This is a genomic window from Corynebacterium sp. S7 (genome assembly GCF_054401105.1).
The window spans coordinates 110,795-123,388 of the sequence record NZ_CM136760.1; the positions used below are offsets into that span (position 1 = coordinate 110,795).

General features: G+C 54.2%; 11 protein-coding genes. 4 read left to right on the forward strand and 7 right to left on the reverse strand.

Features of this window, described 5'->3' with window-relative positions; translation table 11 throughout:
• The first annotated feature begins 11 nt into the window (after nt 1-11).
• Both ACXZ66_RS00580 and ACXZ66_RS00585 read left to right on the forward strand, forming a co-directional pair.
• Nucleotides 12-647 (forward strand): GOLPH3/VPS74 family protein, encoded by a 636-nt coding sequence (locus tag ACXZ66_RS00580; protein ID WP_458749725.1) that lies wholly within the window; start codon nt 12-14, stop codon nt 645-647.
• Between the two features lie 123 nt (nt 648-770).
• The gene (locus ACXZ66_RS00585; RefSeq protein WP_458749726.1) at nt 771-1,466 is read left to right on the forward strand and encodes a DUF6308 family protein; all 696 of its coding nucleotides are present in this window, start codon (nt 771-773) and stop codon (nt 1,464-1,466) included.
• 821 nt (nt 1,467-2,287) lie between these two features.
• Here ACXZ66_RS00585 and ACXZ66_RS00590 read toward each other — a convergent pair.
• The 3 genes from ACXZ66_RS00590 to ctaD form a co-directional block, all read right to left on the reverse strand.
• Nucleotides 2,288-2,980: an aspartate/glutamate racemase family protein gene (locus ACXZ66_RS00590; RefSeq protein WP_458749728.1), complete on the reverse strand. Its 693-nt coding sequence runs from the start codon at nt 2,978-2,980 to the stop codon at nt 2,288-2,290.
• A gap of 16 nt (nt 2,981-2,996) precedes the next feature.
• Complete coding sequence (locus tag ACXZ66_RS00595) at nt 2,997-4,208, reverse strand: NAD(P)/FAD-dependent oxidoreductase (protein ID WP_458749730.1); 1,212 nt, start codon at nt 4,206-4,208, stop codon at nt 2,997-2,999.
• 84 nt (nt 4,209-4,292) lie between these two features.
• Entirely contained in the window at nt 4,293-5,990 is a 1,698-nt protein-coding gene (gene ctaD, locus ACXZ66_RS00600) for an aa3-type cytochrome oxidase subunit I (RefSeq protein WP_458749731.1), read from the reverse strand.
• A gap of 208 nt (nt 5,991-6,198) precedes the next feature.
• Between ctaD and ACXZ66_RS00605 the strand changes: the two genes are divergently transcribed.
• Both ACXZ66_RS00605 and erm read left to right on the forward strand, forming a co-directional pair.
• Nucleotides 6,199-7,269, forward strand: coding sequence for an SDR family oxidoreductase (locus ACXZ66_RS00605; protein ID WP_458749733.1), 1,071 nt, complete (start codon nt 6,199-6,201; stop codon nt 7,267-7,269).
• 205 nt (nt 7,270-7,474) lie between these two features.
• On the forward strand, nt 7,475-8,260 hold the full coding sequence (gene erm / locus ACXZ66_RS00610) for a 23S ribosomal RNA methyltransferase Erm (RefSeq protein ID WP_458749735.1): 786 nt from the start codon (nt 7,475-7,477) through the stop codon (nt 8,258-8,260).
• Nucleotides 8,261-8,277: 17 nt separating this feature from the next.
• On the opposite strand, the gene ACXZ66_RS00615 is transcribed toward erm, so the two are convergent.
• From ACXZ66_RS00615 to ACXZ66_RS00630, 4 genes are read right to left on the reverse strand one after another with little or no spacing between them, the layout of a single operon-like run.
• Nucleotides 8,278-9,225 carry an NAD(P)H-quinone oxidoreductase gene (locus tag ACXZ66_RS00615; protein ID WP_458749737.1) on the reverse strand — a complete coding sequence of 316 codons (948 nt, stop codon included), beginning with the start codon at nt 9,223-9,225 and terminating at the stop codon, nt 8,278-8,280.
• Between the two features lie 15 nt (nt 9,226-9,240).
• Nucleotides 9,241-10,143 (reverse strand): VOC family protein, encoded by a 903-nt coding sequence (locus ACXZ66_RS00620; protein WP_458749738.1) that lies wholly within the window; start codon nt 10,141-10,143, stop codon nt 9,241-9,243.
• 41 nt (nt 10,144-10,184) lie between these two features.
• Nucleotides 10,185-11,729: an FAD-dependent monooxygenase gene (locus ACXZ66_RS00625; RefSeq protein ID WP_458749740.1), complete on the reverse strand. Its 1,545-nt coding sequence runs from the start codon at nt 11,727-11,729 to the stop codon at nt 10,185-10,187.
• Nucleotides 11,730-12,587: a fumarylacetoacetate hydrolase family protein gene (locus ACXZ66_RS00630; protein WP_458749742.1), complete on the reverse strand. Its 858-nt coding sequence runs from the start codon at nt 12,585-12,587 to the stop codon at nt 11,730-11,732.
• Between the last annotated feature and the right edge of the window lie 7 nt (nt 12,588-12,594).

Sequence of the window (12,594 nt, forward strand, 5' to 3'; positions counted from 1 at the left end):
AGGAGGCACCCATGCTTGTCTGCGAAGAACTTTTCCTGCTGCAGGTCAACGACGAAGGTCGTTCCGAATCGGGTGTCGACTTTCAAAATGAATCATTATCGGCAGCGATCCTTTTCGACCTCATGTCTGCTTCGCTCATTTCTGTCGGTCTGGGAAAGCGCGACAAGGTCCAGATTGTTAATTCCCAGGCAGACCACCCTGTTTTACAGTGGGCGTTGGACACTCTCGGGGAAAAGAAGAGGCCTCCCACCGTGAATGCCGTGGTTGATTCTGAGTGGTTTAAACCCAAGGAAGTCATAGGCAAAAACTTCGCCCGCGAAGGGTTCGTCGAATTCACCGAGAAGAAGTGGCTTGGCATGGTTCCCGCAGTATTCCGAGTGGTGGATCCTGAGCCGGAAAAGGCGCTGCGCTGGCGGTTGGCCGATGTGCTCAATGGCCACATTGCACCGACTTTCCGCGATGCCGTCATGCTCAACATCCTCGAGGCCGCCGAAAGCGACTACCGGGTATTAAAAAATGACGTGCCGAACCTCAAACGCCGTCAGTTGACCAAGCGCATCAAAGAACTTGGCGATCAATTCCCCGACGACATTTACAGCCCGGCGGTGCGTCGGGCTGTGTGGGAGTTCTACTCGGTCGTGACTTAGGGTGCATTTGCTTTACGACGAGTCCTTGGTCGCTGCACACGTCTGAATCAAAAGTGTTTTTCAAAGGGAGATGAGAAAGAAAGGCCCAATATGCAGGATCAATCGGTTCGGCTCCCACGTTGCTTGGACGGCACAAGAGAGCAACTTCTAGACGAAAAATCGCAGGCGATAAAATATCTACGGTCTTATTATCGGGCCCGACTGGAACCAGAAGCTCATTCTGAAACCTCAAATTGGTACGCCGGAGCATTCTATGACCCGTGGAACTTCGATTCTGTAGAAATTGAGAACCCGACACGATTTACAGCAGACGATATCGCCGCAGTTCAGTGCTTGAGTATCAAGTTTGAAGCGAAATCCGTTGCTGAAATCTTGTACCTTCGCAATGACGACTTAAACGGTTGGCTCAAGAAAGCCGTCGAAGCGTGCGCTCCTTACTCCAAGCTAAGTGACATTCCCCCGAGCGTGACGGACTATCAGGGTAAGACCAAAGACCTTTCAGACGATGCTTGGGCACCATTTGTGCTTGATAAGAAGCTGCGGGAGATCGACGATGTCGAAGTAGTTACTGCTTCTAAGCTCATCGCTCGGAAACTCCCGCATATCTACACAATTTGGGATAAGAAAGTCACGAAGCTTGCAGATGTGAAAGATCGCTACATGAGGCCCCTTCAGCTCACACTGCAAAATGATCCTTCAATTGAAGAGAAATTGGAGGGTTTGAGGTCAGCTGCAGGTCTGCCAATTAGCGTGTCATTGATTCGGATTTACGACGTACTTGCTTGGATGGAGCAGACACATGATCCTAGAGCTGTTTAACCACACTTCGATATCAGAGCTTTGGCACATGGTTTGTGTAAGGAATCCCAAGTTCTTCGAGTAAGTCAAGTACTTGCTGGGAGGCCCCCACCTGGCTAGTGGTTTCGCTTGGTAGGAAGTGCCAGTGGGCCTGATCGATATGCCCATTCTTAATCAGAAAGGCATCTGATCTGATCTGCCTTTCAATCCCCGGAGTTAAAGTCACGTAACCGACCTTCGACTCGTGTGCGACCCCATCTGCTAACACATCGATGACTCGGTTATTGGAATTACAGTGGAGCTCGCACACGTCGGTTTTAAAGACTATTTGAGTTTCTACCGACTTATTCCTCTTGCGCAAACTTTCTTCTATGAATTTCTCGCCATCTTTCCAAGACGCAAGGAATTGAAAGAAGCACTGACCCAGTCACGACGAATGGCGTTGAATACGAAGTCTCGAAGATCGGCAACGGTACCGAATGCACAACCGACCGCAGGGACAATTCCGAGGGCGGTGGCGGCGAGAGAACCAGAAAGCCACGCCAAGCTATCGTTTGGGCCGCTTCACCGAGAATTGCGCCCTTGCCAGCGGGAGGTGGCTCCGTCGTCGGACGTAGGGCGGAAGCCAACTACAAGCGTTGTAGCAATTGCAAGCACAAGAAGCAACGCAATGCCCGCAATCCAAGCGCCCCGATGCGAAGTAAAACTGGCTCGGAAGCTGTCCCAAGGACTTTGATGAGGAGTGCCCTGGGCACCCGTTTGTTCAGTTTCCATCGCAAATAATCAAGCCATAGAAACTCGATGTGCGCAAAAGCTAATGGGTCATTACCCAAATAAGGGGCCTACCCCAGCACGACCTGCACCAAATCTTCAACATGCGGATCCATCGTGTCCAACGTCGGGATCGGGGACGTGGAATCGTCGAGAAGCAAAGGCAGTTCCGTGCAACCGAGTATGACCAGCTCGGCGCCCTCCTCGGCAACAAGGCGCGCAATGATGTCCACGAAGCCCTGGCGGGTGTCGTCTTTGACTATGCCGAGTTCGAGTTCCGAGGCAATCTTGTCCTGGATGTATGTGATTTCGGAATCGTTCGGGAGGATGACGTTGAGGCCGTCTTCGCGAAGCGGTCCTGAAAGAAAGTCCTCCCGCATGGTGAACTCGGTGCCGAGCAGTACAACATTGTGCACACCACGCGCGCGGATTTCGCGCCGCGTGGACGTGATTGAGCTAATCAGCGGCAGGGGAGAGGTGGCTTCGAGCCGGTCGAAGACGACGTGAGGCGTGTTTGCAGTCAGGCTTGCGACCTCGGCACCCGCGGCCTGCAGGTTTTTAATGCCCGCGAGCAAGTATTCGGTCAGGCCGTCCCAATCCCTCTGACCTGCGTATTTAAATACTTCGAACGCGCTAAGCGATTCGATGTTCAGGGGCGCGAGGTTGTCAGGGCCCGTGGCAGCCTGGACACCTTCGATGATGCGTTTGTAATAAATCACCGTTGATTCGGGTCCGGTGCCGCCGATGAGTCCTAACTTTTTCAATCTCTGAGCTCCTTAATTAACCGCCTGGTTTGATCTGTTCAGCGAGATCCTCCACGGAGAGCTCGCCGGAGTGGTTCTTGCGCGCCGCCTCGCGAGCGGCAGGAACCGAATCCCAGGTATTCCACAAAAGTACGCCTTGGACCTTGTCCCCGTCGAGGTACCACACCACGGCGGCAGTGTGATCGTCGTTCCAGAACTCCTTCATTTCCAACCGTGTAGACAACAAACCAATGGCCTCGTAGCCGTCGGAGAACAGGTCCGAGAAAAACAGCGGGGTGTAGTCGTAGTCTTCGCCCGCCCCGGCCATGTTCTTGCCTGCAGTGGTGCCTGATGCCCACGCGTTATCCACGTGCTCGATGTGGCGCGAGCCAAAGAGAGGGTCGTCGAAGTGCGCGATGTCGCCGGCAGCCCAGATGTCCTCGGCGCTTGTGCGCAGTTGCTTATCGACGAGCACCGCACCCTTTTCCATGGCCAGACCTGCAGCTTCGGCGAGGTCCGTATTCAAAATGGCGCCTAGGCCGAGTACTACAACGTCGGCGGTAACGGAATCACCATCGGCTGAGGTCAGCGTAATTTCTTCACCCGCGTCGATGGATTTTAAGTTGAAGCCCGGGACAAGTTCGATGCCGTGATCCTTGTACACCTTTTCTAGGTGGTCGACGATGCTTTCGGGGAACATGTGCTCGAGGAGGCGCTCACCTAGGAAGTAGTTGGTGATTTTCGCGCCGGTATGGGTCAGGCCCGCAGCAATTTCGGAGCCGATATAGCCGCCACCGATAATGGCTACGCGTGTTCCTTCGGTGACTAATTCGCGCAGCTTGCGGTAATCGGCGACGGTGCGCAGATAGACCAGGCGATCGTCGTCAAGCGTGCCAAACTTGCGTGGCGTGGAACCTGTAGCCAAAAGGAGCTTGCCGTACTCGACGGTGGTGCCGTCGGCGGTGGTCACAGCGTGATCTGCGGGGCTAATGCTGGCGACCGTGGTGGAGGTGAAAAGCTCCGCACCGGTGTCTGACGCCGTGGCCAAATCCTGAGATGCGGGATCGGGATTGTCGCCGTTCCACAAATCCTTGGTCAGCGCTGGGCGGTAAACGGGGCCGTCGGCGTCGGTGGAAATAATTGCGATGGTGGCATCCGGTTGGGCCTCGTGGATCGCGCGCGCGGCCTTGTCGGCTGCGACTCCACCTCCAACAATAACGTGGTCGTACCTGCCTTGAAGCTGTGCCATGATAAACTCCTTTAATTTTAAACTATTGACAGTCTCCATTGTAGACGCGGGCGTGAGGCCCTGCAATGGTGTGCTGGTGGGGGGTTAATTATGGCCTCCTACGTGTGCTTCTACGCGCATACGTTCCACCATGTGCGGGTAGTGCAGCTCGAAGGCTGGGCGCTCCGAGCGGATCCTCGGCAGCGAGGTGAAATTGTGGCGTGGAGGTGGGCACGACGTTGCCCACTCCAGTGAATTGCCGTAACCCCACGGATCATCCACGGTGACAACTTCGCCGTAGCGCCAGGACTTGAACATATTCCAAATGAACGGAATCACCGAGAGGCCGACCACTAGGGAGAAGACCGTTGAGATCTGGTTGAAGAGGGTGAACCCATCCGAGTCGAGGTAATCCGCATACCTACGAGGCATGCCCATATTGCCTAGCCAGTGCTGGATCAGGAACGTGCCGTGGAAGCCGATAAAGGTCATCCAGAAGTGCATCTTCGCCAGGCCTTCGTCGGCCATGCGCCCAGTCATCTTTGGGAACCAGAAGTAGAGGCCCGCAAAAGATGCGAACACCACAGTGCCAAAGACGGTGTAGTGGAAGTGAGCGATCAGGAAGTAGGAATCCGCCAACTGGAAATCAAGTGGTGGCGAGGCGAGCATGATGCCGGTTAGGCCACCGAAGAGGAAGGTGCCCATGAAGCCCAATGCCCAAATCATTGGCGATTGCCAGGTGATATGCCCGTTCCACATCGTGCCCACCCAGTTGAAAAACTTCACGCCGGTGGGCACGGCAATTAGGAAGGTCATGAAGGAGAAGAAGGGCAGCAGTACCGCACCCGTGACGAACATGTGGTGGGCCCAGACCGACATGGACAAAGCAGCAATGGCGAGTGTGGCGAAAACCAGGCCAACGTAGCCAAAGACTGGCTTGCGGGAGAAGACTGGGATCACCTCGGAAATGATGCCGAAGAAAGGAAGTGCGATGACGTAGACCTCGGGGTGGCCGAAGAACCAGAATAGGTGCTGCCACAAGATGGCACCGCCGTTGGCGGAATCGAAGATGTGCCCGCCGAGCAGCCTGTCGTAGAGCACACCAAGCGCGGCTGCGGTGAGCAGCGGGAAGATCATCAGTGCCATGATGCCGGTGATGAAAATGGTCCAGCAGAAGACGGGCATCCGGAACATGGTCATGCCGGGGGCACGCATGGTCAGCATTGTGGTCATCATGTTGATGGCAGAGGCGATGGTGCCAATGCCCAGCATGCCCACGCCGAGAATCCACAGGTTTGCGCCGACGCCGGGTGTGCCCTCTGACGACGAGAGCGGGGCGTACATGGTCCAGCCGAAGTCAGCCGCGCCACCTGGAGTCAGGAACCCGGAAAGAATAAGTATGCCACCAGCTGTTGTGATCCACAGGCCGAAGGCGTTCAGCCTTGGGAAGGCAACGTCAGGCGCGCCGATTTGCAGCGGGACCACAAAGTTCGCGAAACCCCAGACGATTGGGGTGGCAAATCCCAGCAGCATCATGGTGCCGTGGATTGTAAAGAGCTGGTTGTATTGCTCGTTCGACAGAAACTGCAGGCCAGGGCTGAAAAGTTCGGCGCGCATGAGCAGCGCCATAAGGCCGCCTGCGAAGAAGAACATAAACGACATAATTAAGTAGTAAATGCCCAGCTTCTTGTGGTCGGTAGTGGTGAGTGCATCCCAGAAAACGGTGCCTTTGAGTCCTTTTCCGCTAGGTTCTGGCCTGCTAGGCAGGGTTCTTTCTATTTCTCTTGGAGCTATGGCAGTCATCCGATCCTCCTTTGGTACGGGCAGTCCCGGGGAGTCGGGGCCGTCTCAAAAACCGATTGACCTTATCTGTGACCATAGACCCCTTGTGTGTCGCAGGCCACAGTATTTTGCACGGAAACAATATTGTTAATCAATCGTGATGTGAGAGGGCGTAGAATTGGGAATATTATTCTGTCTTTTAGGCCATTTAGGCTGGGAAGGGTGCTCTATGTCAGGCAATTCCAAAGTGCTGGTCACAGGTTCAACAGGTGTAATCGGGCGCAATGTTGTTGAATACTTCGTTTCTAAAGGTTTGACCGTGCGCGGTATTACGCGCTCCGTTCCTGATGAAACCGAAGGCTACGAGCACATCGCAGGTGACCTGCTGGACTTAGAATCGGCTACCAATGCCATGCAGAAAGCTGCGGACACGACCCACCTTGTGTTCGGCGCTTACATTGAAAAGCAGGATCCGCAGGAGCTGATCCAGGTCAACGTTGACCTGCTACGCAACACCCTTGATGCGCTAGACAAGGTGGGTGCACCACTAGAACACGTCACCTTGTACCAAGGCATGAAGTATTACGGTGCGAATCTGGGCAGGTTTAAGACGCCGGCGTTAGAAGACGACAAGCGCCTCATCAGCCCGAACTTTTACTACGACCAGCAAGAACTCTTAGAAAAACTGGCCACCGAACGTGGTTTCAAGTGGACCATCTTCCGGCCCGAAGGCGTGCAAGGCTATGCCCAAGGCACCCCAATGAACCTGCTCATGGCATTGGCAGCCTACGTTTCCATCACCAGCGAACTGGGAATCCCACTGCGTTTCCCAGGGTCGCGCACTACTTATGACCAGGTTTTCTACCAGGTCACCGATGCCGAGTTGCTGGCCCAGGCCACCGAGTGGGCGGGACAGACGCCGGAGGCTTATGGCGAGGCATTCAATCTCACCAACGGCGATGTGATCCGCTGGAGCCACGTCTTCGCCGCCGTCGCCGAGCACTACGGCCTTGAGCTCGACGAGCCACAAACCATGACACTGTCCGACCAGATGCCAAGCTACGCTGGCCTGTGGGACGAGATTGTAAAGCGTCATGGCCTGCGCGAAGTTCCTTGGAACCGCGTCGTGGACTGGAACTTCGCCGACATGATCTGGAACTCAGAGTGGGACAACATCAGCTCCACCATCAAGTTGCGCAAGGCAGGCTTTGACGGCTGCCACGACACTATTTCGCGCACGCTAGAGCTTCTCGACGATCTCATCGCGCGCAAGATCATCCCGCCGTTGGGGAAGAAGTAGGTTCCCAGGGAAGATTTACTTGGTGGTATCGCGCCTGTTAGCCTAGGCGCATGGGCGTAATTATTTGCCGCATCGCGCGGATTTGGTTGATCCGCTAAGGCGGTTCACCTCAAAGATTTTTAAGAGGATGTACCGCACCGGTCATATGAGCCGGGCGGTCAATTTTTCATGCCCGGCTCCAAATCTCTTGATTTTTGGAGCTCACTTGTCTGCTTATCACTCAGGCCGTCACGAATTCGGCCAAAATTTTCTTACCGACAACCAGGTGTTGTCGCAAATTTCCTCCCTCGTCGCCGTAACCAAGGGGCCAATCGTCGAAATTGGTCCGGGAGAAGGTGCAATTACCAGGTACTTAGTTAAAACGGGGCGCGATCTCACTGCTGTCGAGATTGACCCGCGGCTGGTTGGCAAACTGCGCAAGAAGTTCCCTGACCCGCAGGTAACCATCATTCAGGGTGATTTCTTAAAGTTTCATCTCCCGCATTCCCCGCACGTTATCGTCGGGAATATTCCTTTCGATATCACGACAGCAATCCTGCGCCACCTACTCCGCGCTCCCGGGTGGACCGACGCCATCCTTGTCATGCAATGGGAGGTCGCCCGCCGGAGAGCCGGTGTTGGATCCTCAACGATGATGACAGCCCAATGGGCTCCGTGGTTCGAGTTTTCTCTCGAAGGTCGAGTCCCGGCACGCGCATTTACCCCGCGACCCAATGTCGATGGTGGGATTTTGACCATGCGCCGCAGGTCCAAACCGCTTCTCGAGGCTAGGGAGCGGAAGCGATTTCAGCACGTAGTGCATGGAATCTACACGGGGAAAGGGAGAGGCATCGCGGAGATTCTTTTCAAGCAAAAGATTTTCGCTTCGCGACGAGAGGCTCAAACCTGGCTGAACGAAATCGGAGTTCGGGCCTCTGCACTGCCTTCGGGTCTCACAGTTGAGCACTGGGTAGCCCTTTACTCTCTCACTCGGTCTAGCAGAGGGAGCTGAGGCAAGGGACGACTTTCCTACTTTTCGCAATCAAGGAGGATCTTCCCGATGTGCTTGTTGGAGTCAAAGTATTCGTGAGCTTCGACTGCCTTGCTCAGCGGGAAGATTCGGTCGATCACGGGTTGAATTTGGCCAGATTCGAGCAGTGGCCAAACGATCTTGTGCGTCTCACGCATAATTTCGGCTTTCTCGTGCAATGGACGATCTCGCAGCAAGGTTCCCGTTACCGACGCCTTCTTTTTCATTAGAGTGCGGAAGTCCAGTGGGGCAGCACCGTCATCTTGCCTACCAATCGTGACAATTCGCCCATTCGTGTTCAGAGCTTGGAGATTTCTGTCTAAGTAGGGCCCAGCCACGGTATCGAGAATGATGTCAGCCCCTCCGAGAGAAGCAAGGATCTGAGAGAAATCTTGGTCTCGGTAGTTGATCAGGATGTCAGCTCCGAGGTTTGCGGCGAACTGCAATTTTTCGTCTGAAGACGCAGTTACTGCAACTTTTCCTCCTAAGGCTTTAATCAGTTGGATTGCGAAAGTTCCAACACCTCCGGTCGCACCGTGAATGAGCACGGTTTCTCCTGGTTGGAAATGGCCGATCATGAAGATATTTGAAACGACCGTGGCTGCGACTTCAGGAAGCGCGGCCGCTTCCAACACCGTGCTCGACTGCGGCTTAGGAAGTACCAGCTCCTTGGGCGCGGAAACGTACTCCGCATATCCGCCAGAAGAAAGTAGGGCGACGACTTCTTCACCGGTGTCGACGATTGTGCCCGAAACTTCCATTCCCAAAATATCGGTGGCTCCCGCTGGTAGGTTGCCTCCGCCTTCTCGTTGGAGGGTGTCGGCCCTGTTCAGCCCGGCACCGGACACTTTGATCAGGACCTCGTCGCCGCTAGGGCGAGGAATTGGGACATCTTCAATCCGGAGTGTCTCGGGGCCGCCGGGGTGGGAAACTCTTATTGCGCGCATGTTAAGCACTGTAAACTAACGTGAACTTGTGGAAATTCGAGAACCGCGTGGATTCTTCGCTGTTTCGATTCCGAAGGAACGGAAGTCATCGGTGCGACGGTTTGCCCACATATTCCACCAGTTCTCCTCGGCACCCCAGATAACTGGGTCGCGGTCGTCGTCGTAAATTTGCTCAAGGTCTGTATACAGTTCAACGACAGCACCGGATGTTTCCACGTAGTAGGCAGCAATGTTGTGGCCAGCTCCGTGACGGACTGGTCCCCAAATCAGTTCGCGGCCTGCTCGACCGAGCCTATCTCCAAGCTTTGCAAGGTCATTGACCGATTGGGTCTGCCATGCGTGATGGTGCAAGGTGCCGCGCCCTTGAATCAAGGCGATACCGTGGTGATCTGAATTGCAACGCATGAAATAGGCGAAATCATCACCAATGATGTCTGAAAGTCGGAAGTCAAGAACTCGACGCAAGAACTCCATCATGGCCTTAGCGTTCTTCGGGTGAAAGTTGAAATGCCCGTACCGATCTGGCCCGAAGCCCTGGAGCCCGGGATCGGTTTTTTCCATCCCAATGTAGATCTCGAATACCCAGTTTTCGGGCCCCACAAACGAGAATCCGTCTTGCACTCCCGCTGAAGTCGGAGTCTCGCTAATAACTTTGAGGCCTTCAGCTTCAACTCGCTGACGAATTGTTTTCAAGGCTTGAGCGTCGCGAGCGACGAGGCCTAGAGAATCAATACCATTGACAGTCGAATCCACGTAGACCAATTCGTGGTGCCGATCATTTGACGAGAGATAGACTTCGTTTTCATTCTGCTCGGTTACGTGCAACCCTAGAAGCTGCGTTGCGTCGAAAATTGAGCCATCGACGTCGGTGGTTTGAATGGAAATGTGTCCCATTTCAGAGATTAGTCCCCAAGACATTGACTGACCTTTCTGTTTGGAAGTTAGAAGAATTTCACCTTTTAGAAGGCAAGCGATTGGTTTCTAGAATTCAGCGATGGAACTTGTTTAGCTAGCTCGTTCAAAGCAACGGTTTCTTGGGATCGTGGAACTGCAGCCGCCACGTACCTATCTGGACGAATGATCAAGGTTGTGTTGTGTGGAATTTCTGCGAATTGACCGTCGGAATCAATTGCGGAAACCTTTTTGCCTGGTTCTTGCAGGGAGGCGATCTCAATGTTTCCTGCACCTTGAATACGAACGAGTGACCAGCCGTTTCCGAGGAGTCGGTCCATCGGAGTCTTTTCGCCGTCCGCCGTGGTCAAAGAAGGCTGGGGAACTGCAGAACCCACAAACTTTTGAAGGGTTTTGTCACTAGATGGAACCACGCACCCGGAGGTGTAGTGGGGCTGCTTCAAGAAACGCATCCCAGTAATCCACTTTTTCAATGGGGGAATTAGTCCCGACGCATTGACCGCGACATCGCGAGCCAAGACGAGGTAGCGGTTGGTGGCCATGACTACTTTGCCGATCAGGTGCGACAAGCGCACCATGTCAGCCGCGTGGGGTCGGCGTTCCTCCTCATAGGTATCGATTAAGGATTCAGGAGCTCCATGTTGAACAATTTCTGAGATTTTCCATGCGACGTTAGCCGCGTCGCGAGCTCCAGCATTGAGCGCTTGACCAGCGAAAGGAGGCATGAGGTGTGCTGCATCACCGATGAGAATCGTGTGCCCACGTCGGAATGTAGCAGCGATGCGTTGGTGAGCAACATAGACTGCCGCCCGGCGAATATTGGAGGCGGAGATCTTTTCGAAAGGAGAGACGAGATCGATGATGAAATCATCCGTGGTAACCACCTCCTCTGAATCTGAAGGAAGAAGCATGAATTCGTATCGGCGCCGGCCATTAACCCCTGGAACCACCACGACAGGACGTGAACCGTTGCAATGGAATTCAGAAAACGCTTCGGACTTGATTTCCGAATCGACAATGTCGAGGACGATCCATTTCTGAGTCTGCGTGGATCCTTCCAGGGTGATTCCGAGTTGAGCTCTCATTGGGCTTCGCCCACCGTCGGCTGCCACGATCCATTTCGCATTGACAGTTGTTTTGCCAGTGCCGTCGATGAGATCTGCTTCAACCCCGCTCCCGGTTTCCCTGACGCCGAAGACTTCGGTATCGAAGCGCAGATCAATCTTATTGCGTTTTTCAGCTGCTTCGAGAAGCAAGGCTTCCATTACGGGCTGATCAAATTGGCTTTTTCCGGGTTGCCCCAAGACCATTCGTGCAGGATGTACTTCGGCGAGTAGTTGGTCATTTCGACCGAAATAGCGGGCTCCGGTATTCAGCAGCATTTCAGGAGCGAGCTTGTCTAGGATCCCAATTTCTTCCATGATCCTGAGGGTTTCGTCGGTGGCACTAATCGCGCGGGGCAGATCCGAAGTCGTATGGTTCTTTTCTGCGAGGATAACGTTTAGTCCCTGGTCTGCCATGAGGTTGGCAGCGATCAGGCCGATGGGTCCCGCTCCGACAACTAAGACATCGGTCTTGTCAACGTTAGACATTTAATCCACCGCCTTGACAGTGTTCTTGAGGATACCCAGTCCGGTGATCTCTACTTCCACTTTGTCGCCTTCGCTAAGAAGTGCCGGAGGATCCATAAACAGGCCCACGCCGCCTGGGGTGCCAGTGATGATTACGTCGCCTGGGTTCAGCTTTGTGAATCCGGTGATGTGTGCGATCAGTTCAGGAATAGAGAAGTAAAGATCGCTCATCGACGCATGCTGGCGGACTTCGCCGTTGACGCGGGTTTCGAGGGTCTTCGAATCGAAATCCTCAATATCGCTCAACGGAATCAGATATGGGCCGAATGCACCAGTTCCGGGGAAGTTCTTTCCGGGGATCCACTGCGTGGTTTCGCGCTGCCAATCTCGGCAGGTGAAATCGTTGTAGATGCCATAACCAGCAACATAGTCCATGGCCTCCTCGGTGGAAACACGATGAGCCGGCTTGGAGATGACTACAGCAAGTTCGCCTTCGTAGTCGAATTGAGTTGTGTTGGAGGGCATCTCTGCTGGTTGCAGGTGGCCGATCTGGCTGTCAGTGAAGCGGGTAAATACTGTTGGAACCTTCATATCTAGGCCCTTGCCCGTTTCCTTCTGATGGGTTCGGTAGTTAACGCCAATACAGAGAATCTTGACAGGATCTGGGACTGCGGGGAGGAAAGTGACCTCAGACTCGGAGATTTGTGGGGCTTGAGAAAGTTGCTCCTGAGTCACGGTTCCGAAGACACCAGCTTGGATTGCGCCTTTCACAGATTCTGCGAGGTTGAGCCCGGATGGGCCTAGGTCGTAGACGGTTCCCTCATGGGAGATTCCCCAGGTATCGGTTCCGGCAGGGGTGCGGTAGGAAATGTAGTTCATGATAGAG

What these genes read in the sequence shown, in the direction of transcription:
- ACXZ66_RS00615 (WP_458749737.1), bottom strand. Translation starts at nt 9,225, where the DNA reads ATGCGCGCAATAAGAGTTTCCCACCCCGGCGGCCCCGAGACACTCCGG.
- ACXZ66_RS00605 (WP_458749733.1), top strand. Translation starts at nt 6,199, where the DNA reads ATGTCAGGCAATTCCAAAGTGCTGGTCACAGGTTCAACAGGTGTAATC.
- ACXZ66_RS00630 (WP_458749742.1), bottom strand. Translation starts at nt 12,587, where the DNA reads ATGAACTACATTTCCTACCGCACCCCTGCCGGAACCGATACCTGGGGA.
- ACXZ66_RS00620 (WP_458749738.1), bottom strand. Translation starts at nt 10,143, where the DNA reads ATGTCTTGGGGACTAATCTCTGAAATGGGACACATTTCCATTCAAACC.
- ACXZ66_RS00625 (WP_458749740.1), bottom strand. Translation starts at nt 11,729, where the DNA reads ATGTCTAACGTTGACAAGACCGATGTCTTAGTTGTCGGAGCGGGACCC.
- ACXZ66_RS00580 (WP_458749725.1), top strand. Translation starts at nt 12, where the DNA reads ATGCTTGTCTGCGAAGAACTTTTCCTGCTGCAGGTCAACGACGAAGGT.
- ctaD (WP_458749731.1), bottom strand. Translation starts at nt 5,990, where the DNA reads ATGACTGCCATAGCTCCAAGAGAAATAGAAAGAACCCTGCCTAGCAGG.
- ACXZ66_RS00595 (WP_458749730.1), bottom strand. Translation starts at nt 4,208, where the DNA reads ATGGCACAGCTTCAAGGCAGGTACGACCACGTTATTGTTGGAGGTGGA.